The sequence below is a fragment of the Lysinibacillus sp. FSL P4-0201 genome, assembly GCF_038593425.1.
Classification (GTDB): domain Bacteria; phylum Bacillota; class Bacilli; order Bacillales_A; family Planococcaceae; genus Lysinibacillus; species Lysinibacillus capsici.
Genome location: NZ_CP151995.1, coordinates 2,100,994 through 2,121,918, shown reverse-complemented (window position 1 = coordinate 2,121,918; position 20,925 = coordinate 2,100,994). Strand labels below are relative to the sequence as shown.

The 20,925-nt window shown below is 35.2% G+C and carries 24 protein-coding genes and 1 other annotated feature; of the genes, 9 read left to right on the top strand and 15 right to left on the bottom strand.

What is annotated here, in order from left to right; genetic code table 11:
• Window positions 1-623: 623 nt before the first annotated feature.
• Window positions 624-2,714, bottom strand: coding sequence for an S-layer homology domain-containing protein (locus MKY76_RS10560; RefSeq protein WP_342557793.1), 2,091 nt, complete (start codon window positions 2,712-2,714; stop codon window positions 624-626).
• A 653-nt stretch (window positions 2,715-3,367) separates the two neighbouring features.
• Between MKY76_RS10560 and MKY76_RS10555 the strand changes: the two genes are divergently transcribed.
• Entirely contained in the window at window positions 3,368-3,625 is a 258-nt protein-coding gene (locus MKY76_RS10555; protein WP_244904994.1) for a hypothetical protein, read from the top strand.
• A gap of 172 nt (window positions 3,626-3,797) precedes the next feature.
• On the opposite strand, the gene MKY76_RS10550 is transcribed toward MKY76_RS10555, so the two are convergent.
• Window positions 3,798-3,998: a hypothetical protein gene (locus MKY76_RS10550; protein WP_054549372.1), complete on the bottom strand. Its 201-nt coding sequence runs from the start codon at window positions 3,996-3,998 to the stop codon at window positions 3,798-3,800.
• A 265-nt stretch (window positions 3,999-4,263) separates the two neighbouring features.
• Between MKY76_RS10550 and MKY76_RS10545 the strand changes: the two genes are divergently transcribed.
• Window positions 4,264-4,398, top strand: coding sequence for a hypothetical protein (locus MKY76_RS10545; RefSeq protein ID WP_342557792.1), 135 nt, complete (start codon window positions 4,264-4,266; stop codon window positions 4,396-4,398).
• Window positions 4,399-4,413: 15 nt separating this feature from the next.
• Here the strand turns inward: MKY76_RS10545 and MKY76_RS10540 are convergent, their stop codons facing one another.
• On the bottom strand, window positions 4,414-4,554 hold the full coding sequence (locus MKY76_RS10540) for a DUF3953 domain-containing protein (protein ID WP_255600869.1): 141 nt from the start codon (window positions 4,552-4,554) through the stop codon (window positions 4,414-4,416).
• 233 nt (window positions 4,555-4,787) lie between these two features.
• On the opposite strand from MKY76_RS10540, the gene MKY76_RS10535 reads away from it, so the two are divergent.
• Both MKY76_RS10535 and MKY76_RS10530 read left to right on the top strand, forming a co-directional pair.
• On the top strand, window positions 4,788-5,684 hold the full coding sequence (locus MKY76_RS10535) for a hypothetical protein (RefSeq protein ID WP_342557791.1): 897 nt from the start codon (window positions 4,788-4,790) through the stop codon (window positions 5,682-5,684).
• Between the two features lie 49 nt (window positions 5,685-5,733).
• Entirely contained in the window at window positions 5,734-5,943 is a 210-nt protein-coding gene (locus tag MKY76_RS10530) for a hypothetical protein (RefSeq protein WP_112117991.1), read from the top strand.
• A 57-nt stretch (window positions 5,944-6,000) separates the two neighbouring features.
• On the opposite strand, the gene MKY76_RS10525 is transcribed toward MKY76_RS10530, so the two are convergent.
• The 3 genes from MKY76_RS10525 to MKY76_RS10515 all read right to left on the bottom strand — a co-directional run bounded on the left by MKY76_RS10525 (window position 6,001) and on the right by MKY76_RS10515 (window position 7,373).
• Window positions 6,001-6,561: a DUF4256 domain-containing protein gene (locus MKY76_RS10525; protein ID WP_048393777.1), complete on the bottom strand. Its 561-nt coding sequence runs from the start codon at window positions 6,559-6,561 to the stop codon at window positions 6,001-6,003.
• Between the two features lie 18 nt (window positions 6,562-6,579).
• Window positions 6,580-6,867 carry an RNA polymerase alpha subunit C-terminal domain-containing protein gene (locus tag MKY76_RS10520; RefSeq protein ID WP_342557898.1) on the bottom strand — a complete coding sequence of 96 codons (288 nt, stop codon included), beginning with the start codon at window positions 6,865-6,867 and terminating at the stop codon, window positions 6,580-6,582.
• A gap of 290 nt (window positions 6,868-7,157) precedes the next feature.
• Window positions 7,158-7,373 carry a hypothetical protein gene (locus tag MKY76_RS10515; RefSeq protein WP_342557790.1) on the bottom strand — a complete coding sequence of 72 codons (216 nt, stop codon included), beginning with the start codon at window positions 7,371-7,373 and terminating at the stop codon, window positions 7,158-7,160.
• 302 nt (window positions 7,374-7,675) lie between these two features.
• Between MKY76_RS10515 and MKY76_RS10510 the strand changes: the two genes are divergently transcribed.
• Both MKY76_RS10510 and MKY76_RS10505 read left to right on the top strand, forming a co-directional pair.
• Window positions 7,676-8,080: an Rrf2 family transcriptional regulator gene (locus tag MKY76_RS10510; protein ID WP_112117987.1), complete on the top strand. Its 405-nt coding sequence runs from the start codon at window positions 7,676-7,678 to the stop codon at window positions 8,078-8,080.
• A gap of 76 nt (window positions 8,081-8,156) precedes the next feature.
• A complete protein-coding gene (locus MKY76_RS10505; protein ID WP_103118001.1) occupies window positions 8,157-9,062 on the top strand; it encodes an NAD(P)/FAD-dependent oxidoreductase in 906 nt (301 codons plus the stop codon).
• A gap of 210 nt (window positions 9,063-9,272) precedes the next feature.
• Here the strand turns inward: MKY76_RS10505 and MKY76_RS10500 are convergent, their stop codons facing one another.
• The 6 genes from MKY76_RS10500 to MKY76_RS10475 all read right to left on the bottom strand — a co-directional run bounded on the left by MKY76_RS10500 (window position 9,273) and on the right by MKY76_RS10475 (window position 15,881).
• Window positions 9,273-9,794 carry a GNAT family N-acetyltransferase gene (locus MKY76_RS10500; RefSeq protein WP_342557789.1) on the bottom strand — a complete coding sequence of 174 codons (522 nt, stop codon included), beginning with the start codon at window positions 9,792-9,794 and terminating at the stop codon, window positions 9,273-9,275.
• A gap of 653 nt (window positions 9,795-10,447) precedes the next feature.
• Window positions 10,448-10,918 (bottom strand): peptide-methionine (S)-S-oxide reductase, encoded by a 471-nt coding sequence (locus MKY76_RS10495; protein ID WP_257961122.1) that lies wholly within the window; start codon window positions 10,916-10,918, stop codon window positions 10,448-10,450.
• Window positions 10,919-11,107: 189 nt separating this feature from the next.
• Window positions 11,108-12,469, bottom strand: coding sequence for an amino acid permease (locus MKY76_RS10490; protein WP_112117983.1), 1,362 nt, complete (start codon window positions 12,467-12,469; stop codon window positions 11,108-11,110).
• Window positions 12,470-12,548: 79 nt separating this feature from the next.
• Window positions 12,549-12,800, bottom strand: a binding site (T-box leader).
• 156 nt (window positions 12,801-12,956) lie between these two features.
• A complete protein-coding gene (locus MKY76_RS10485) occupies window positions 12,957-13,454 on the bottom strand; it encodes an ATP-binding protein (RefSeq protein ID WP_342557788.1) in 498 nt (165 codons plus the stop codon).
• A 212-nt stretch (window positions 13,455-13,666) separates the two neighbouring features.
• Window positions 13,667-14,572 carry an NAD(P)/FAD-dependent oxidoreductase gene (locus tag MKY76_RS10480; protein ID WP_342557787.1) on the bottom strand — a complete coding sequence of 302 codons (906 nt, stop codon included), beginning with the start codon at window positions 14,570-14,572 and terminating at the stop codon, window positions 13,667-13,669.
• Window positions 14,573-14,939: 367 nt separating this feature from the next.
• Window positions 14,940-15,881, bottom strand: a complete 942-nt coding sequence (locus MKY76_RS10475; protein ID WP_342557786.1) for a hypothetical protein — start codon at window positions 15,879-15,881, stop codon at window positions 14,940-14,942.
• Window positions 15,882-16,067: 186 nt separating this feature from the next.
• Between MKY76_RS10475 and MKY76_RS10470 the strand changes: the two genes are divergently transcribed.
• Window positions 16,068-16,190, top strand: coding sequence for a YjcZ family sporulation protein (locus MKY76_RS10470; RefSeq protein WP_081010967.1), 123 nt, complete (start codon window positions 16,068-16,070; stop codon window positions 16,188-16,190).
• Between the two features lie 386 nt (window positions 16,191-16,576).
• Here MKY76_RS10470 and MKY76_RS10465 read toward each other — a convergent pair whose 3' ends face one another.
• Window positions 16,577-17,461 (bottom strand): hypothetical protein, encoded by an 885-nt coding sequence (locus MKY76_RS10465; protein ID WP_257961134.1) that lies wholly within the window; start codon window positions 17,459-17,461, stop codon window positions 16,577-16,579.
• A gap of 134 nt (window positions 17,462-17,595) precedes the next feature.
• Here MKY76_RS10465 and MKY76_RS10460 point away from each other — a divergent pair, with 134 nt between their 5' ends.
• Window positions 17,596-18,234 carry a hypothetical protein gene (locus MKY76_RS10460; protein WP_342557785.1) on the top strand — a complete coding sequence of 213 codons (639 nt, stop codon included), beginning with the start codon at window positions 17,596-17,598 and terminating at the stop codon, window positions 18,232-18,234.
• Window positions 18,235-18,706: 472 nt separating this feature from the next.
• The gene (locus MKY76_RS10455; RefSeq protein WP_342557784.1) at window positions 18,707-19,102 is read left to right on the top strand and encodes a DUF3888 domain-containing protein; all 396 of its coding nucleotides are present in this window, start codon (window positions 18,707-18,709) and stop codon (window positions 19,100-19,102) included.
• Between the two features lie 125 nt (window positions 19,103-19,227).
• Here MKY76_RS10455 and MKY76_RS10450 read toward each other — a convergent pair.
• Together MKY76_RS10450 and MKY76_RS10445 are read right to left on the bottom strand one after the other, a co-directional pair.
• A protein-coding gene (locus tag MKY76_RS10450; protein WP_139111235.1) for an IS3 family transposase occupies window positions 19,228-20,582 on the bottom strand; the annotation gives its coding sequence in 2 pieces (ribosomal slippage) (window positions 19,228-20,129 and window positions 20,129-20,582; 1,356 coding nt in all).
• 121 nt (window positions 20,583-20,703) lie between these two features.
• A complete protein-coding gene (locus tag MKY76_RS10445) occupies window positions 20,704-20,841 on the bottom strand; it encodes a hypothetical protein (RefSeq protein WP_004228528.1) in 138 nt (45 codons plus the stop codon).
• Between the last annotated feature and the right edge of the window lie 84 nt (window positions 20,842-20,925).

Below are 20,925 nucleotides of genomic sequence, written 5' to 3'. Positions count from 1 at the left end.
ACTATAGTAAATATCCCTCGAGGTAATTTTATCCTAACATTCTTAACTTTTCTAAATCAACACTCAATCAACGCCATTTTTTTGGCGTTTATTATGTATATTTTGGCGTAATTTATAAATAAAAAACAAATCACGCCAAATCACGTCACTTACCCTTCCTTATTATTGGCGTACAAGTTATTACTTGTACATCTAAAGTAATATTTACTGTGAATTTTCTTCAAAAACCCTTGAAAACATTTTAAAGTTAGTTAGGTAAAACCATTCACATAATTGTCAAAATGAACAACTCTAAGTAGACAGGACTCAAGCCGTTCAAACGTTTCTGCTAACGGTATGCTTATAATATTTACATAAGTCATGCTTTTGCACCAAAATGCTTCAATCGGTTCGTATCAATACATCGACTAACACGCGACATGCTTTGTATCATATTGGCTTTGTTTTGATTCGCTTAATTTACTTGGAGGTTCACTATATATGAATGGCTGCTCGCCAAGCTGTGATGATTTTATTGCCGACTTTATGCTGAAAAAAGAGGGAATGATTAGTCAATGCCTCTTTTGAACGACACTATAAAAGGACACGTCCATAGACGCATCCTTTAGCTTGTAAAATTAGTTCTATTGGAAATTAAAAATCCATGTCATCGACCCAGTATTATTGTTAATATCTGTGTAATCAAATGTTATCTGAGCTTCTCCTGTACCAATCTTCTGCACATTTAAAAAAACATGTCCAGAAGGATTTGGACCCGTAATCGTTGCAGTGGCAATATTGTCATCATTACTTCTCGGATTACTGAAAATGACAGTTGAATTGTTTTCCCCTGTTATGGCAACCGTCAAATTCACATTAGTTGACATGGAATAAGGTCCACCAAATGTCCCACCATCAACATATGGTGGTGAAATATTAACTCTTGGTGTATCTGGAATTGTCACCGTTACGGGTGCTGACTTGTAAGCTACTACTCTAGTGTTATTATCTACTATTTTATAGTTTACCGTTACATCACCAGCTGTAGCACCTCTTATAGCCCCTGTACTTTGCTGAATTGTTGCAGCTCCTGTACCATTTGTTACAGTCCAGATGATGGATTGTCCGACTCCTGGAGGCGTAAAATTAGTTGCTGCTGAGCCCCAGCCAATAACTGAATAAGGTGCTGGCACCATGGGTATTGCTGCTACTGTTGCTTGTGGATGAACTGTCACAGTTGTCGTACCTTTTTCAATTACTACGCCATTAGCATCCATTCCTACATACGTAATAACTGAGCTACCTGCACTTATAGCTGTTACTTGGCCAGTTGTAGTATTCACTGTCGCTACACTTGTTGGTTCAGCTACAAAACTTTTGTTTGTTGCTGTTGCAGATAAGCCTGCTCCTACTGAAGCTGTTATTACTTCATCCATTTGCAATACTTGCGAATATGTTGGGCTTTTTGCTGTTGCCTCATCATATACAGTGAGACTCACAGAATTCATTTTACCATTACTACTTGTATACGAAATGGTTGTGTTGCCTGGTGTGTGAGCAGTAATTTCCCCTGTACTAGAATGAACTGTTGCAACACCTGTATTGCTTGATGACCACGTTATTGTGCCTGATTCGGTTGTTTCTGCTGTTCTACTAGTAGTTTCTCCCAGTTGTAAAACAGATGATGACGTTCCTACGCCAGTAATCGCTGCACCATTGCTATGGGTCACTGTGAAAGTAACTGAAGCCGTTTTTAGTCCATTTACCGTTGTTGCTGTTATGGTCACAGTACCTATACCAGTCGCTATTACTTTCCCCTGCCCGTTAACAGTTGCAACGTTCAGATCTGAGGAAGTCCATCTCACAAGTTTATTTGTCGCATTTGCTGGTACAACAGTTACTGTTAGTGTCTTTGTTTCACCAATTTTAAGATTTTCTATCACCTCATTCAATGTAATCCCGACTACAGGAATTACACTTGGTGTTGGTGATGGATCTGGATCTGAGTCTGAGTTTGGTTCTGGTTTTGATTCTGGCTTTGGTACTGGTTTTGGTTCTGGCTTTGGTTCTGGCTTTGGTTCTGGTTCTGGTTCTGGTTCTGGTGTTACTTTATCAATCTGCTTTAAAAACCGAGACGCAACAAGGGCAACTTGTTGTCTTTCAGCTATTCCTTGTGGATTGAAACGATTTAATGTATCGCCTGTCATTAGGTTTGATGCTACTGCAAAACCTACCGCATCCCTTGCCCAAGCAGAAATTTTATGCTGGTCAGCAAAAGTAAGCTGTTCGCCAAGGCCATTAGTTTCACCATCTAATGCTCTAGCAAATAGAGTGGCCATTTCTTGACGTGTTAAACCTGAGCCAACGCCAAACTTCCCATCACCTATCCCATTTATTAATCCAGCTTTAACTGCTGCTTCGATAGCTGGATAAGCATAATGAGTTGTTGGAATATCTGTAAATGTTGGAGTACTTGGAGAGTTAGTTAGATTCAAATTCAGTGCTTTCGCTAAAATTATAGCAAAATCTTGTCTTGTAATTGCTGATGTTGGTCTAAATTCACCATCTGGATAACCATTTATAATGCCTTTTTCAACTAACTCGTTGATAGCATTTTTTGCATAGGAATTCTCAATATCAGAGAAATCAACTGCAGCAAAGGTGACTGTATTTATTGAAAGAAATGAAACGACAAAGCTTAATAAGAATACTATGCTTATAATAATATTTTTCAAAATAACACTCCTTAGTTAGTTTGGAATAAGTATCTTTCATCTTCCATTTTAATTTTTATAGCCATTTAATGTCGTTTCTATTAACAAACGTTAATAGTACTGTTAATTGTTTAATTATTAACAGCTTAGAATTATTCTTTGCTTGTACAGCGACTTCTCACTTTACTTAGAGCTCTATTTCACATCACAAATTACTTGTTAAATTGTATCCCTCCTATCAACAAACTCATCTAGTTTTAATAGGGTCTTCCACAATAAATATTCTTTACCTATTACTTTTTTTCCTTCTGTAATTCAAACCATTCGTTCAATATATATTGATATTGCAAATTTTCATATTCAATATATGCTTCTTCGGCAGTGGTAGTTATGATAGTTTATATCCAACTGACTTAATACTGTGTTCTTGATAGTATTTCTCCACGTTCTTTCAATGCTTACTGGTGCCATCATCTAATCTGATTAAACCTGACAATCAATTACTAATAAAAGTAAATATACTAAATATTTTCAAGTTCAGTACGATAACAACTATGGAACTAAAAATGTGATTAGGAAGGTGATAATTTATCATGATGACGACCAATTTCTCCACTATGCAATATTTAATGTCACGAAAGTCCTCGTCTAAGTATTATGGGTTGACACGACAAATGAGCAAGGAAGTTAAAGCTACATCAAAAGAGGATCAAGAAAAAATAAATAATGTAAATAAAATTCTTGAAGAAAGTAAAACTTCTAAACTATCTAGCAAACAAATTGAAACGTTAAAAAGCGCAGTAAAGCAAGGGTTATTAGGATCTAGTTCTAATCATTTAAGCCCATTAGGTATGTATAACTATAAAAAATCAATCTCAAGTTCGAATTCAAACTTACATTCAACTTTGAGAGCTTATCGAAATTCTATCTAGTTTTTAAACACCCTTTAACCTATTAGAGGGTGTTTTGTCTTGTAAGACAGGTTTCATATCATGGTATTCAATTAACCAAAGCCGAACATATGTATGCTTTTAAATCCTTATCCCCCTTTAAACGTCCACTATATAAAAAGGATCACTTTCCTATCAGTGACCCTTTCAACGATTATTTAAAATTCTGTGGTTTTACCACTTTAAATGAAGCAACTTCCCCGCAGTTTTTACAAAAAGTCATTTGGAGTGGTGACCCTACCGCCATAATTGCGCCAATAGGTCGTATATTGCCTTGGCTTGTAGTACCACCCACCTGTCCAATCGTAAAGGTATCCTGCCCACAAGCCTTGCAAACTAATTTTTCATTCTCCATTATATCACCTCATTTTATGTAATTTATGTAAATTATAACATATAAATATCTGGTATGAGCGATGAGCGGGTCTGACCCATCAAATCTATAAAATATCTAGGAAAATAATGAAGAAAATATTCTTAGATTTTTTTTGTTATTGCTTGTAGGGTGTAATGAAATCAGTTAAAACGGAAGAAAAAACATTTGCATTTCCTGATGAAATCCTAAAAATAATAATGATGGGACAAGGGGCAAATCGTGAGGTAAAGACGAACATTTGAACATGACATCGACAGAAAAAAATGCCATGCAAATTTTAACTGAATCCCATCCAGATGAAGGGCCATTATATACTTTGGAAGTGATTTATGAAAATGTCTGGAAGGACTTGATTGATGTATGGTATTACGAAAATTAACAGTGGTTGCTTCCTTTAAATCAAGACAAAGCTCTGAACGGACACATAGATTGAAAATATAGATACCCCCATTAGGAACCAACCATAAACTGTTCGCTGTTTTTGAAATTCTTGAATACCTAAAGTGAACATGAAAAAGCCTAAGAACAATATCATGAGGTAATTCAATTGGAAATCTCGTGTGATTAATCCGTAAGCTGCTAAAGATATGCCTGTTATGGAAAAAATAATTTTTAAACAATTTAACATAAATTCCCACACCCTTTTTAGTAACTACAATATAAATTATTTCGTGCAGTGTCAATATACTTAGCTACTTCTTTTCATTTTCTGTATACATCTACCTATACTTTCCTATATAGTAATATAAAAGGAGGTTGTATGGAAATATGTCGTTATTATTGGCATTTTTGGGCTTTTTAGGTTTTATTGTAGGTCTCGTATTAATAGTGATTGGACTTATTAAAAAGAAAAAAATGAAGGGCGGACTTGTATTAGGTATCTCAGTTGTTATATTTATTGTTGGATTCATATTAACGCCTGTTGATGGAACAGAATCAGGTAAACAAGCTGACACCCATGAAAAAGTGGAAACTGTGACAAAACCTAAAGAAGAAACCCCAGAAGAGAAAGCTGCTCGTGAAGCAAAGGAAGCTGAAGAAAAAGCATTGGCTGAACAAAAGGCAAAAGAAGAAGCTGAAGTTCGAGCAAAAGCTGAGGCCGAAGCAAAAGCAAAAGCTGAAGCTGAAAGAATCGCTAAACTAGAAGCTCTAAAAATAAATGGCTCTGGTGATACAGCTACAAAGAAATTCAAATTAGAGAAGGGTTTCGTTATTGTAGATGCAACTCATCAGGGGTCTAGCAATTTTGCTGTTAAACTATTAGACGCTAATGCTAACATGATCAAATTAGTTGTTAATGAGATTGGTAACTACACTGGTAAGAAAATTTATGCTGTACCCACTGGTGAATATCAGTATGAAGTAACAGCAAGTGGTCCATGGACGATTAATATGTCCCAAGAAATTCCTGCTGAGGTTGCACCTGAAGGCAAAGTTACAGGTACAGGTGATAGCGTAGTATTTATGAATATTTCAAAAGGTGCTAAAAACGTTGCTTTCACGCATGACGGCTCTCGGAATTTTGTAGTGAAAGCTAATGACAGCGTTTTATTAGCTAATGAAATTGGTACTTACAGTGGCTCAAAAGTTCAAAAAGTAGAGGATACTTCAATTTACTACTTTGATATAACGGCTGATGGGAATTGGTCTATGACATTTGAATAAATATCTGTTTAAGTAAGTTTATCGCCAATACAGAAAGGAAGCGTCGTAAATGAAACAGTGGCGACATAGTAAGAGTTTTGTTATCTCTTGGTATGCTTTACTTTTAATGTGGATTATCATGCCAATTTATTTGTCGATTCCAAGTATCATCACTATTTTATTCATCATGTTTTCAGCATTTGGAGCTTGTGTGAATCACATTAAATATATCAAAAGAAGTAAAAGGCCATATGTCAAAATTATTGATTTAAACAAATAAAATTTTCTATAAAAAAGGCATATGCTCATCAGCAGATCGGACATATGCCTTTATTTCTTAAACTCTTAACGATCCACGGAAGCCTCTTGCTGCGTAGTAGGATTCTGCGCCATTGTGGTACATAAAGACCATGTCATAGCGACGGTCGCAGAAGATGGCACCGCCTAGTTTGCGAATGTTGTCAGGTGTTTGTACCCAGCTTGATGTTTTTAAATCGAACTTGCCAAGCTCCTGTAGTTGGCGATATTGCTCCTCTGTTAACAGCTCAATGCCCATTTCCTTGGCAACATCCATAGCCGTATTTTCAGGCTTGTGATTTTTTCTAGATTCCCATGCTTCACGGTCATAACATAAACTTCTGCGACCTTTAGGACTTTCCGCAGAACAATCATAAAAAATGAACTCGTCCGTGTTTGCATCATAGCCTACTACATCTGGTTCACCGCCTGTTGCCTCCATTTCGTGGAGCGACCATAGTTTCTCCCTATTAGCCTCTAGCCTAGCTTGGACATTTGCCCAATCAAGCCCTTCATGACGAGATGTATTTTTCTCGAAGCGAACTTGCAAAGTATTGATTAGTTCCTCGGTTTGCTCTTGTGATAATTCTTTCGTTGACATTGTTGTCTTCCCCCTCACTTATTTAAATGACAAGCCTTCTTCTTTCAATGATGATCTCATAATTGGTAAGGAGGCTGGTCCAACACCATGCAATTTTAAGATATCCTTTTCCGTATACATAGATAGTTTTTCCAACGTATCAATACCTGCGTGTACTAATGCATTTCTTGCAGGTGAACTCAATTTGGAAAGGAAGCCACTGCTAGGTTTATTTTCCTGATCACAGGTAGGGCAGCTTGGACAATCTGTGCTTTTGTAAAATGTATGTCCTTTTTCACAAACTTTTAACCTTTTTTCTGCCAATATCATCCCTCCAAACCTTATTCTTTTGTTCATTTTACCATATTTCCTCAAAGGGATTGAAAAGGGACACTTGAATTTTTTCATCAATTCATGCTCTTTTAAAGTTGGTGCTACATTTACAGACTTAGCAACTTTTCATAGGAATTGCATCTGATAACTTTTCGCACCAACTTTTTGTTTCTATCATTTAATATTCTCCAACTCCTCAAACAAGTCAGCTATATCTTTGTCCTCTTGTATTTCCTCATAACAAAAGAAGGAATTTTGACAATTGCGACTTGATTTTTTTACATTTACTTTTTTGAACCTCGTTTTTTAAGGTACTCTTCTTGCTTCTTCATATTTTCCGTAAATATATCGATTGACTTAACAGCCTCTTCCACAGTAAAAAAATATTCGTAAACGTTCAATATTTCTTCTCCACTTCTCCATGCCATATACACAACAAGCTCAGCCATTTTCTGAGCAAGTTGACCCTCAGATTGTGATGTTTCCTTAATCAATCTCATTCGATTTGTCACCAATGTCTTGCTTTTTGAGAATAAAGGCTTAAACCCTCTTACTTCATAGCTTTGTTCCAGTGTCTATACCAAGAGTTATGTGTAAGAGCAAGAAGAATCCCTTTTGAAAAAAGTTTGATCAAAAGGGATTCTTCTTTAGCAGTTTTAAGTTAGGTTATTATAAAAACGTTTGATTATTTTCTACCTGTGTTGCTCCACAATCGCGCCCGATTGTTGAATAACGTAGTATTTGACTTTTAAAAATTAAGTAGATATTATAGATATATTAAATCTATAATAGGAGTAATCATATGAAATTAACAAAAGCAACTAACTACGCTCTACACACCATGCTATTTTTAGCTGTTAATCCCCCCAATGAGCATATTGGTGTGGCAAAATTGGCTGAACGCCAAGAAGTTTCAACAACATATTTATCTAAAATACTAACAATGTTAGTAAAGTCCGGTATGATTGAATCTGTCACAGGTGCAAATGGTGGCTATAAATTAAAACCGGGTTGGGAAGAACTTTCTTTACTCGATGTTATAAAAGCTATTGAAGGTTTGACGCCTATTTTTGATTATTGTCTAGGTCATAATCCTGATTGCTTAATTCAGAAAGCGATCGAATCAGCGGAGGAAAAGCTTTTAAATGAATTGAATCAAACACGTATAGTTGATTTGGCTAACAAAATGAATGAGAAATCTATGTAAATCATGATTTCTTTTACCCTAATTATAGATATTACAACTCTATAATATACATTATAGAGAAGGAGGAAAATAATTGATGAACAAATATGATTGTATTGTAATTGGTGCAGGACCAGCTGGATTAGGTGCAACCTTAACTTTAGGGAGAGCACGTAGAAAAGTTGCCATATTTGATAATGGAACAAATCGAAATCGTGTAACGCAAGAGTCACACGGTTTTTTAACAAGAGATGGAATTAAACCACAAGAATTCAAAAATATTGCAATTAAAGAATTAGAATCTTATCCTTCTGTGTCAATTTCAAATGAGACAGTTATAGAAGTAAATAAAGATGTACAAAATAATTTATTTTTAGTCAATACAACGAACAATAAATCTTATATAACAGAAAAAATACTGTTGGCTACCGGTATTCAAGAAGTATTTCCCTTGTCACAGATTAGGGAATATTACGGTAAAAGTTTATTCAGTTGTCCATATTGTGATGGCTGGGAGCTTAGAGACAAGCCGTTAGCTATAATTGCAGAAAATGATGACCACATTATTCATATGACTAAATTGGTTTATAATTGGTCAAAGGATTTAATCGTTTTTACTAATGGTCATCAACTATTCAATAAAATACGAAATGATTTTGAAAGTAAAAAGATTAATGTTTATACAGAAGTTATTAAAAACTTACATGGAGATAATGGTTACTTAGAAAGTATTGAATTAAAATCAGGTGAAAACATTCTAAGAAGTGGTGGTTTCGTAGTTCCTAGTTTTTATCGCCCAAATAAATTTGCGGAACAATTAAATTGTCAATTTGATGAAAACGGAGGAATTATCACAGACGGTGCTGGACGAACAACAGCAAATGGGGTTTATATTGCAGGTGAAACTGAAAAGGCAGGCCCCTCTTCTTTGATGATTGCTGCAGCCGACGGCAATAAGGTTGCTTCAAGCATAAACATGGATATAACAATAGATAGATTTTAAAGTATAAGCTGTTGAGTTATAAATGCAAACTCATCAGCTTTTTTATTATTAGGTCTAATAACTTAAAAGACTTATTCCGTTAAATGGGTATTTAATAAAAAAAGCACTATCCTTATTACAGGAAAGCGCCCGTTAATTGAATAACTATAAAGCTTATGAAGCTTTTTTAAAAGCTGAGTTATATAAAGGTGAGGTGATGTAATTCTATTACTACAAATCGGAGGATAACATTCCATAGACAAGGCTATCAGTCCATTCATTTTTATTCCAATAATTTTGGATGAAATGGGCTTCCTTTCTCATACCTATTCGTTCACACAATTTTTGTGAAGCTGTATTCCGTGCATCAAGATTGGCTTGTATACGATGTACATTAAATTCACTAAATAATTTATTAACCAAACTACTAACTGCTTCTGTTGCCAAACCTTTTCCAGCTACTTCATTAGAAAAACCATAACCAATCTCTACAGTGTCTTTCATATCTGTATACCATACGGATAGATCACCAACTACTTTAGTCTCGTATACAACTGCCAAACTTAACATTGATTCTTTAGTGAGTGCACTGTTTGCTAGCTTCTTATTAAATCTTTCCCGCATATCTTCTTGAGTCCATTTATTATGTAATAAGAATTTACATGTATCCTCATCATTATAAATAGCAAATACATCCTGTAAATCCGTACTCTTAAAAGTTCTAATTGTTAATCTTTCTGTTGTGAATTCCAAGTCAACTTTCCTCCCTTATATTCATTCTACAAAACAATTTTTCATTAGTATGTAACCCCTCCTTCTTAGATTTTACTTGGATTACATATCATTGTAAATTAACATCCTTCTTCCTCTAAACTGCGCCGTTAGTTTAAGTACTTTTCTCGACAATCTCCACATTCAATTAAATGGCCCGATTGCTGAATAAGGGAAAATCCTGCATATAACAGGATTTTTGTTCAAACTTTTTTAAATTATCATTCTAAGTTCTAAAAAACAGTTCATCTTTTTTATAAACGGTTAAATTTTGTTTAAAAAATACAAGTGGTCTACAAATAAAAAAGTACATCACTATTATCTTAGTGATGTACTGATTTGATAATACATTGTTCAACATTATATACCAATTCACTATTTTCCTAATTCTAACTATCATTAATAGGAATACTGTTTACAAATAGCTGTCTCTCTTATTTAACTTGAATGATTCCGTTTGGAAAAAGCCTACATTCACTTATTTTCATTTACTGAGTAGAACGGGTTTAGCTACACACGCACTAGCCCTTCTTACGCTACTTATCATTTCCTTCTAATTTTCTGCGTTTTAGCAAATACATAACCTGATAATCCAAATGACGCACTAATAACATAGAAAGGTCTCGTAAATTCCGTTATTTATATTTATTTAAAATTTCTGCGGGAATATGACAATAATCATTTGGACATCTGGTTAATCTATCTTGATGTTCCTCTGCACTTCTGACATAGTTTGTAAGGGGCAACACTTCAACCATTATAAACTCGTAATCATTTCGCTCTCTAAGAAATGCCTTCGCCTCTTTTAAATGCTCAGGATTTTCACTATATACGCCTGTTCTATATTTTTCGCCAACATCCTGTCCTTGTCTATTCAAACTGTAAGGATCAATGATTTCGAATAAATAGCCCATTAAATCCCTAATGGTTACAACTGTTGGATCAAACCCTGTTTTTACACATTCAGCGTATCCATCATAATCGCCCTCAAGCGTACGACTTGTTCCATTCGCTCTTCCTGCTTCTGTAAACGTAACTCCTGGTAGCGTTTTTATAAAAGCTTGTACGCCCCATAAACATCCACCAGCCAAATATATTACTTCCATCATGCCCCTCCTTTTTTGTCTAAATACAGATCAATTTTATTATGAACCTATTCATAAAGGAAGGCACTCATCACATTCTTTACTAATGGCTAAAAATTATTAAATCTTAGATAACGTAACGAATCGAGTATACCAAAATGATTTTTTAACAATTTTGCGCAGTAGAAGTATCAGTATAAAAAGATGTAACTACTTTTTAACATGTATTACTTTGTAGCCAATAAATAAGATGAAAAACCAAACTGGTGCCACATATAGGGCAACACGCATATCTGGAATAAACGCCATTAACACAATAACCATTAATAAAAATACAATAGCAATATAGGTAGAAAGTGGGTAAAGCGGAATTTTGAATTTCAGTTTGGCTACTTCCTCTTTCGTTTTTGACTTCCTAAATTTCAACTGTGCTAATAAAATAATCATCCAGCTTGTAATAACTGCAACCGTCGCAACTGCAGAAATATAGATGAACACTTTTTCAGGTACTACATAGTTTAAGACAACCGCGATTAATAACACAGCTGACGAAAATAATATCCCTCGACTCGGACTACCGTTCTTGCTTACTGTTTTAAAATATTCTGGACCATTTTTTTGTACCGATAAGTTGTGTAGCATACGTCCTGAACCATATAAGCCACTATTAAAGGCAGACATTGCAGCTGTAATAACGACAAAGTTAATAATGTGAGCCGCAGCAGGGATACCGACGTAATCGAAAATTTGAACGAATGGGCTACCTTCTGAGCCAACTTCGTTCCAAGGATAAATAACCATCATAACGCCTAGCGCCCCAATGTAGAAAATTAAAATACGCCAAACGATGTTGTTAATCGCTGATGGAATGGACTTGCTAGGATTTTTTGCTTCTCCTGCAGAAATACCCACTAATTCAACCCCACCGAATGAGAACATAACTAATACGAGTGACATTAAAATACCATGGAAACCGTTTGGCATGAAGCCACCATGTGCCCATAAATTATCAAAGCCAATTGCTTCACCGTGGTTGCCGACACCGAAGAAAATAATGGCTAATCCTAGAACGATCATCCCGATAATTGCCACAACTTTAATCATCGCAAACCAGAATTCGAATTCTCCGTATGCTTTTACATTTGCTAAATTTACAAGCGTCATCATAACAAGGACGACAAGAGCAGTTACCCATTGTGGAATATCTGGAAACCAGTAGTTAATATATACACCGACTACTGTTAGTTCTGCCATGCCCACGACAATCCACATGAACCAATATGTCCAACCAGATAAGAACCCAGCAAAGCGCCCTAAATATTTATTCGCGTACATACTGAATGAGCCTGATACAGGTTCTGCTACTGCCATTTCGCCTAATGCACGCATAATGGTGAAAATAACTAACCCGCCAATTAAATAAGCTAGTAAAATAGATGGTCCCGCCATTTGAATGGTTGAACTAGAGCCATAAAATAAACCGACCCCAATGGACCCGCCTAGTGCAATTAATTGCATGTGACGAGTACTTAATTCCCGCTTTAGTTGTGAATCTTGATGATTATCTTTCATAATGCTTACTCCTCATACGTTTAAATTTTCAAATACTTGCTCAAAAAAGGAATAAAAAAAAACGCCCTTTTGGATTAACCAAAAGGACGATTCAACTCGTGTTACCACCTTTAATTTATAAGCAATTCACATTACTTACCTTAAGAAGTACGGTCATTTGACGATACTCTCGCACATGATTACGGGTGCTTACCGGCGTAGCCTACTTAGAATAATCCTTTCGGTACACAGCTCCAAGATGAATTCTCAATCGTTTTACATGCACCTCTCATCGACCGGTAACTTTCTGTTCGTAAAAATAATTGATACTACTTCTTTTCATAGCCTTTGTTCTATACAAATATTTTTGAATTGTTTTTCATTTTACAGAAAAAAAATAGTTTGTCAATATAATTTTTAAAAATTCTTCATAAACCGCATAAATTACATATGACAATTCTATAGGCGGTTTAGTCCAGCTAATTTTTCCTGGTGCTATAACTCTGTGTTATTCTTTCCCACTAAACTCCCATATATTTAAACCCTCAGAAGCTTCTGGTGCTTCAAAAAGTTTTGTAACTTCAATAAACGTCGCTTCCGTGTCAAAAGCTGCTCTTTCGGGTTGTTCATTACGCCTTTGTGCAATTTGACGCAAGCATTGCTGGTTATTTAAATTAAGGTAGATTAGTTGATGGTTTGCATTGACCTCTGACGCTATATCCAAAAACCACTTTCGCTGTTTTTGAGTGTTACCTGGAAAATCCATTACTACATGCGTACCAACACTCAATATGTTTTGGACATGCTTTTTCACCATCGGCTTGAGCTGTGCTGATAATTTTAGATAGTCCTCAAATGATGTGATCTGATTGGGATAAAGAGAGGAAAGCCATTCATCCTCAGATAAAAGTACCGCATTTTTTTCTTTTGCCAATTGTTTTGATTTTGTTGATTTTCCTGCTCCCATTTTTCCACAGAAAAAGTATAGAGTCCCCACTTGTTTCATGTTTTTCTTCCCCCGAGCTTTTTTTATTGGTTTTAGTTGTTACCCTACCCTTGTAAAACTATAATTTTTGGAACAACAAAAACGGATTCTACAAGCAAAATCCGTTCTTCGTCATTTCTTATAGTAACTCTAACACAATGTTTGAAGTAGTTGTGAGATCACATTAGCTGATGTGTTTTAGCTAATATCCTATTTCAAGTGTTTTGGCGTCATCAAAAGCGTTCCATCGTTAAATCAGTATTTACTGAAACAGCAGCTTTATTACCTTTAGCAGCTGAAATCATTAAAGTGGATGGTTTAGATCTTTCGGTTTCCCCTGCAATATATACATTTTTTTGAGTTGTTCTACCAACACCATCTGTTATGACTTTTCCATCTTCATCAATATCACAGCCAAGCTTCTCAGCAAACTGATTGGGGCGATAATAAGATGGGGCTACAAATCCACCTGACCTTATAATGGTTGCTCCTGATTCAAACTCTATTTTTTGTAAGTACCCATCATTGCCTATGAGGTCTTTTATCTTTTCTGATATTATTTTGATATTGTGTTTTTGTAACTCCATTTTACCTTCTTTAGATAAGTGAGCTCCATTCGTTAAGACAACCAAATCCTGTGACCAATTATAAATCAACTTAGTCAAATGCAGTACATGCTCTTCTTTTTCTGCCATCACCACTAATGGCTTATCCTTTTGCTCCCAGCCATCACAATACGGACAACTAAATAGACTTTTCCCATAAAACTTTCTTATACTTGATATAGTAAATATTTCTTGAACACCGGTGGCGAGGATGATTTTTTCTGAAACAAATTCCTGACTCGTAGATGTTTTGACAGTAAATCGCTCATTACCTATATCCTTTATAATTTCAGTAACTGTCGCATTAAGATAGGAGACAGACGGGTAACTCACCAACTCTTTTAACGCTATTTCTTTAAATTCTTGTGGTTTTATCCCATCACGCGTAATAAATCCATGTGACGCCTGTGTCACTCTATTCCTATTTGTCCCATCATCCATTAATGCAATATTTCTCCTAGCTCTTCCTAAAGTTAAGCCAGCACTTAACCCAGAAGGACCTCCGCCTATTATGATACAATCAAGAACAGTCATTTTTACCTCCACAATGATTTGCTTACTTTTGATTTGTAATTTGCATTCGAGAACTACATTATTTCCTACATCATGGACTTCCATTCTTTACACACTAATAACGCGCAGTTTTTGTTTATTTCGTATTAAAAAAGACGCATTCCTTTTTAAAGAAATGCGCACAATTAGATAAATTTGACAATAGTTGTTCAATAGCTTCTGAGTCTTTCGGGTATGTATGAATAAATTTTGAAATTTCATTGCTATCCTTTTTTTGTGTGTTTCCAATTGTATTTGGGAAAGTTATTAGGTTTATTTACGTATACGTAATAAAACTTTGTTGCACTCCATCCCTCTTAAAGAACTTAACTTGTTAAAGATTTTCTAATTAGTTCAAAGGAACATCAGATCTACTGACAAAAACATCACCTTTAAAAATCCTTCCATCAGATGTTGTGACCACTATTGTATGGTCACCAGAAGAAGCAGCTGATTGGATCCATGTAGTAGAATCATTAGCCGCTAAATTATAAGTTTTTGTGTGACTACTCTGTTGAATTTGCACGGTTACATTTGTCCCTGTATTGTTTGTAACATGAAATTTATATTCCTTCGAATCTGATGGTTGCGCCCAGGACATTTTATAGATACCATTTCCTTTAAAAATATCTTTATCAGAAATGATTAAATGGTTTTCTGTTCCTTCCAAATCTTCAACAACATCACTGATTAAGGCATCTGATTCAATAGTACTCTCATCAATATGCTCAACCACCTGGATTTCATAGGAAATATCTTTGTTTGGTAGTTTAGCGCTCTTGGAAGCTAATACATCTTCTAGCTCTTTTTTTATGTTTTCGCTAGAACGTGTACTGGACTTAGGAATCGATATTTTTAGTATCGGTGAAGGTTTAGTTGAAGGGACGTAAATGTCCACATCGTGATAATTATTTTCTTGTAAATAATCAAATACAATTCCTGAAACCTTCATCATAAAACTCTCGGTCTCAACTTCGTGTAAACTTTTCTTAGTAATTTTAATATTGTATTGATTCAAATCTGTTTTATTTATATTTTCCTCTAAATACTTTATCAATTGTAATTCACTTTTAGTTTCATCCATTTCAATAAAAATTGTTGAATCTGGGGTTGCTTGAAAACTAAATAAACCAAAATCATCCCACGCATTCTCAAGGACAGATGCAATACGATCCCATTTTTTCTCAACATCAACATTATTATTAGAAAAATTATCATTTTTATCGATGTTTACGTTAATTACCAAGATGACTATAACAATTATTATGAAAACAGAAATAAAATTTCTCACTACATTCACTCCCCTCTGAATCTATTTCACTAATTTAATCTTCTCTTTTTTGAACTAATTACAAGAATGTTTTCAGCATTTTTTAGAACCATAGGGTAAATACCATTTCTCCTTTCTGCAAGCATACATATTATAGGTTGTAGAAAGGAGGGATTTTCAGTGGGATACAACGGAAACGTAGGTAACATGAACAACAGCTGCTATTATGGCGGCGACTCTGGCGGTGGCGGCTATTACGGTTCAACATTCGTATTAATCGTCGTTCTATTCATTCTTTTAATTATTGTTGGCGCTTCTTTCTTGTACTAATCATCCCAATTAGCACCTAACCCTTTTACAGACTTTAGGAGTCTGTAAGGTCAAGGGTCACTTTACCAGCCTAGTGACCCTTTTCCTTTTCAGATAATCGTGCGATAATCAAATTTGAAATGGTAAATTTGAGGTGAATTCTACATGTTGCGAGTAATTAAAGCATTGCTAGGCATCGCATTGATTATGGTTGGCCCTATGTTGATTGTCATTACGGTTGACGATACTGTATTTCTCAAAAATATATTATTAAGAATCATTGGTGGTCTGTGCGTTTTACTGGGCGTTCATTTATTACATAGACAGTTTCATCCGAAATCATACACAAGTAAACCCACGAGCTCCAAATAAAGAGCACTTGGGTTTATTAAATATTTAGAAAAAAATTATTCCTTGGCAAAATATTTTGGATCTATTTGAAGAAGAATTGTGTTCATATCATAAAAGAATCCCGATTTTAATTTTTCCTCATGAGTAAATCCTTGTTGTTGTTGAATAAATGCTAACCAGTCCTTTTCTAACTCACTACTACTCTTTCCGTAAACTTCCTCTAATTTTTGCGCTAGTTCTTTCTCGTTGTAGATATGCTCAAACTTTTCGAGTCCGTAGGTATCAATTAAGTATTTAACAAATGATGCCGCATGCGTGTAGCTCATCTCCATCAGGACTCGATTCTGTTCTTCACTTGAAAGTGCTGGGCGAAAATAGACATCATCTTGATTTGGATCAATTAACTTACTAATAGGAATTAACTTATCTGAATCCAGATAATGCTTCATGAATTTTTCAAAGGAAAATTGTTCTTTTTTCCCATATTGTTCTTCCATATAACTCGCAAAACCCTCTTGTGTAAAATAGCCATGATCTGATTCGAAATTGTTGCCATAGCCAAGTAAAGAATGGGTCATTTCATGGACTAGTGGATAGATATCTTCATTAACACCAGTTAGTTCGATTTTCGATGCAAACCCCCAGGAGAGACCGTCTTCCTTAAACCATACGTTTATGTGCTCGGATGGCGTGTAGGAAGTATGTATAGAATTCTTTATGTGGTCGTATGCTGTCACAATTTCATCCTTTATAGCCTCTACTTTTTCTTGTGGAACACCAATCTCATTCTTAATTTCAAAGGTTATTTTGCCATCCTTTGTGACCACAATATTTTCATCGTTTTTCTCTTCCTGTATTTGTTCTTTAGGTTGAACGGTTTCTGCTGTACAGGCTGTTAATAGCAATGTACAAAGAAGGATTGTGCCTCTCCATTTAGCCATAATTACCTCCTAAAAAAGTATTTTCCAGTTTATACGAAACTTAAAATCCAAAAGTTTCATTTTTAAAAGAAAAATAGGGAAAATTAGACAAAATTATTTATAATGTTAGTAGACATGGCAAAAAGGAGGTCGCAATGAACAAAAGTACATGTATTCATTACAACCCACGCTATGGCTGGGATCTAAATAGTGATGCTAATTTAGAAATGCGGTTATTTGCCAAAGCACAACGTAGACAAGTAACTATTCTCAGCTATGGATGTGACTTAGATCATCACACCATTAAAAAAATTGCTCGGCACTACCTCACTAGGAAAAAATCTGACGAAGCCGAAGAAACATTAGAAATAAGATATGATACATATGATGCTAATTCAAGTAAACATGAAGAAAGTCAATACTATTGGAAAACCTATTTCACTAGTGAAAGAACATTAGCTGCTTTCCTACAAGCGCTACGTCGATTATCTGGTACACATATTCACTGTGAATTTAATGTGCGGGGACATTTTGAAGTAAAACTAAATGGTGTGGAATTTTCTACACGTGTATTAAAAGCCCTTGATTATCCATCTATGTATAAGGAAGATTTAATTGGACGCTATCTTTTATTTATTGATACAGAATCACCTGACAATGAAATGATACGTCATAAAATACACTTGCTCCCTAAAGAGCTGCAAAGTCTCTCTCTTCCCTTAGACAGTTCACAGCTCCAATGGCAACTATTAGTAAAGGACTGGATAACAGCTATTCTTCGCTACGATGTGTAAATTTTAGCATATGCAAGATGATGGTCTATAAAACCAAGTAATCTTATCATATAAATAGAAGTAGTGTTAAGCGAATTCGTTTAACATGGCACCTCCCGATTTGTTACTAAGGGGCACTTCCATCTGTGCCCCTTCTATTTTTTGCCTATTGCACACTTCATCGCCATCCCATACATATAATTATTTCGTTATGATGGGACGTAGATTTATGTTAGAGGTTATTTTAAATTTTTTATCGAATACCTATGTTGGTCAAAATATAGCAAGGCTCCGTCAAAATGATTGGTTCCACACCATTTATTGTGATGAACCATATCGTAGCTTATTTTTTTCCAATCGTCATGTCAGAAAATATCTTCAATTATTTGTATAACCTATACTCGAACACCTTTACTTCGATCATACATACTTCATTCCATAAAGGTAACAATACAATGCATTAGGGAAAGATCACTAAGAGGTGTAGAAGAAAATGAAAAAGATATTACTCGTACTCCCCCTTATATTTGTTACTTCTTTTCAAACGATATCCGCTGAACCAACACAGGATTCTAACGAGCTGAGATTGCAGGATATGCTCATGCTTTTGCTTACTCCTTATATTGAAGAAGATTTGACCAATTATTATTCAAAGATTAGAAAGGATGTTTCCCCTCATATTACGCCTTGGAAAATTGAAGTAATTGATACAAATAGAAACCATTTCCGAGGCTTTCAAATGCAAATTACATTTGAAATTGAACCTACGGATGGCGGACAATGGATTCCTATTGGAAAGGATCGAATGACCTATGAAATTTCTTCAGGACCTGATGTTAAATTGATTCATCACACGCATCTCAAAACGTATAAATATCCGCCTGAATAATACCTTCCCATTAAAATTGTAAGCTTGTCCCTTTTTTGAATGTCATGCGATTTTTTTATCTATGAATCATAAAAGCACCCCATCAAAGTGAAGTGACCCCTATAAGTTAGACACGGTTATTTCGTTTAGGCAGCTTGGGTAAACTGAGTTCGGTATTCTACCGGACTCAGTTTTAATTTTGCCTTTAAACGTCTCGTGTTGTAATACGTTATATACTTTTCAAGTTCCTTTTTAAAATGCTCGACACTATCAAATTCCTTTAAGTAGAGGAATTCTGACTTCATGATGCCGAAGAAATTCTCCATGACAGAGTTGTCATAACAGTTTCCCTTACGTGACATACTTTGCACAATGCCTCTTGATTCAAGGGCGTGGCGATATTGTTTCATTTGGTAATGCCAACCTTGATCTGAATGCATCAATAATTGATGTTCCTCTGGCAACCTCTCTAGTGCCTTCTCCAACATTTCTGATACAAGCGAATATGTTGGTCTATGACCAATTGTGTACGTAATAATTTCGCCGTTAAATAAGTCTAAAATAGGTGATAAATAGAGCTTTTCACCAAACAGCTTAAACTCCGTAATATCTGTAACCCATTTTTCATTCGGTGCTTCTGCTATGAAGTTACGATCCAATCTATTAGGCGCAATCTTACCGATTGTCCCTTTATAAGATTTGTATTTCTTCATACGCACTAAGCACTTTAAACCTAATTCTTTCATGATACGTTGAACCTTTTTATGATTCACTTTTTTCCCACGATTTGCTAGCTCATCACGAATACGACGATAACCATAACGACCTTCGTGTTCGTTATAAATTGCTCGAATTTCGGCCTTTAACTCGGCATCTGGATCTGGACGATCCATCTTCTTCACTAAATCATAGTACGTGCTACGTGGAATGCCTGCGAATTTCGCAAGCGCCTTCACCGAGTATTTATGCCTTAATTCATAGATGACCTTTACTTTGTCTTCTTTGGTGATTTTTCCTTGGCTTGAACTAAGGCGTTCAACTTTTTTAAGTACTCATTTTCCATACGTAGACGATTGATTTCTGCTTGAAGTGCTTCAGGTGTCCCTTCTACTGGTGCTTGTTTTGGTTGTTTGTTCGTTTCTTTTTTCATGGATGGATGCCCCTTTTTCCTTGATTGAAGGGCATCGAATCCTTTTGTTTTAAATTGCTTTTTCCAACTACGAAGTGTAGAAGGCGTAGCTATCTTAAAGATAGCTGCTGTTTCAAGTAAGGACGTACCATTTTCAATCATAAAGTTTAGTACGTCTAGTTTAAACTGTGCCGAATAATTTGTATATCGCTTTATAAACGCTTCTACGCCATTATACTCATATTGTTTCGCCCAATTAAGAATTGCTTTGTGATCTGTTCCGATAGATTTAGCAATTTCATGTGAACTTTCATTGCCTTTTATGTAACGTAAGGCTGCTTGTAGTTTTTCTTCCGATGTAAATTTAGCCATATAAAAACTGCTCCTCCAAATGTTAGATGTGTCTAACATTTGGGGAGCAGTTCAAAGCTTGTCTTACTTTGATGGGGTATTTCATCGTTATACTAAACTTCGCTGTTCATAGACGATCTATTTATTTTCTATCTCTTATTTCTTCTAGTATTTCTATTATGCGATTGTTTTGCCTTTCAATCGATTTTAACTTTCTCTCTATTATGCTTGAAGAGAAAAACACAATTAGTACAATTGCTATTCCAATTAGTAAATCCATTTTACTTCCCCCACTGTTTATTTATGTAATTTCACTTCATCCTACATAGATTTCAAAAGAAAAAGATGGCTCTATACGAAGGCC

Coding starts and splice junctions, on each gene's coding strand:
- MKY76_RS10530 (WP_112117991.1), top strand. CDS start 5,734: ATGAAACAGTGGCGACATAGTAAGAGTTTTGTTATCTCTTGGTATGCT.
- MKY76_RS10490 (WP_112117983.1), bottom strand. CDS start 12,469: ATGAAAGATAATCATCAAGATTCACAACTAAAGCGGGAATTAAGTACT.
- MKY76_RS10455 (WP_342557784.1), top strand. CDS start 18,707: ATGAAAAAGATATTACTCGTACTCCCCCTTATATTTGTTACTTCTTTT.
- MKY76_RS10460 (WP_342557785.1), top strand. CDS start 17,596: ATGAACAAAAGTACATGTATTCATTACAACCCACGCTATGGCTGGGAT.
- MKY76_RS10495 (WP_257961122.1), bottom strand. CDS start 10,918: ATGGAAGTAATATATTTGGCTGGTGGATGTTTATGGGGCGTACAAGCT.
- MKY76_RS10550 (WP_054549372.1), bottom strand. CDS start 3,998: ATGGAGAATGAAAAATTAGTTTGCAAGGCTTGTGGGCAGGATACCTTT.
- MKY76_RS10465 (WP_257961134.1), bottom strand. CDS start 17,461: ATGGCTAAATGGAGAGGCACAATCCTTCTTTGTACATTGCTATTAACA.
- MKY76_RS10470 (WP_081010967.1), top strand. CDS start 16,068: ATGAACAACAGCTGCTATTATGGCGGCGACTCTGGCGGTGGCGGCTAT.
- MKY76_RS10480 (WP_342557787.1), bottom strand. CDS start 14,572: ATGACTGTTCTTGATTGTATCATAATAGGCGGAGGTCCTTCTGGGTTA.
- MKY76_RS10555 (WP_244904994.1), top strand. CDS start 3,368: ATGAGCAAGGAAGTTAAAGCTACATCAAAAGAGGATCAAGAAAAAATA.
- MKY76_RS10545 (WP_342557792.1), top strand. CDS start 4,264: ATGACATCGACAGAAAAAAATGCCATGCAAATTTTAACTGAATCCCAT.
- MKY76_RS10515 (WP_342557790.1), bottom strand. CDS start 7,373: ATGAGATTGATTAAGGAAACATCACAATCTGAGGGTCAACTTGCTCAG.
- MKY76_RS10510 (WP_112117987.1), top strand. CDS start 7,676: ATGAAATTAACAAAAGCAACTAACTACGCTCTACACACCATGCTATTT.
- MKY76_RS10505 (WP_103118001.1), top strand. CDS start 8,157: ATGAACAAATATGATTGTATTGTAATTGGTGCAGGACCAGCTGGATTA.
- MKY76_RS10525 (WP_048393777.1), bottom strand. CDS start 6,561: ATGTCAACGAAAGAATTATCACAAGAGCAAACCGAGGAACTAATCAAT.
- MKY76_RS10485 (WP_342557788.1), bottom strand. CDS start 13,454: ATGAAACAAGTGGGGACTCTATACTTTTTCTGTGGAAAAATGGGAGCA.
- MKY76_RS10535 (WP_342557791.1), top strand. CDS start 4,788: ATGTCGTTATTATTGGCATTTTTGGGCTTTTTAGGTTTTATTGTAGGT.
- MKY76_RS10540 (WP_255600869.1), bottom strand. CDS start 4,554: ATGATATTGTTCTTAGGCTTTTTCATGTTCACTTTAGGTATTCAAGAA.
- MKY76_RS10445 (WP_004228528.1), bottom strand. CDS start 20,841: ATGGATTTACTAATTGGAATAGCAATTGTACTAATTGTGTTTTTCTCT.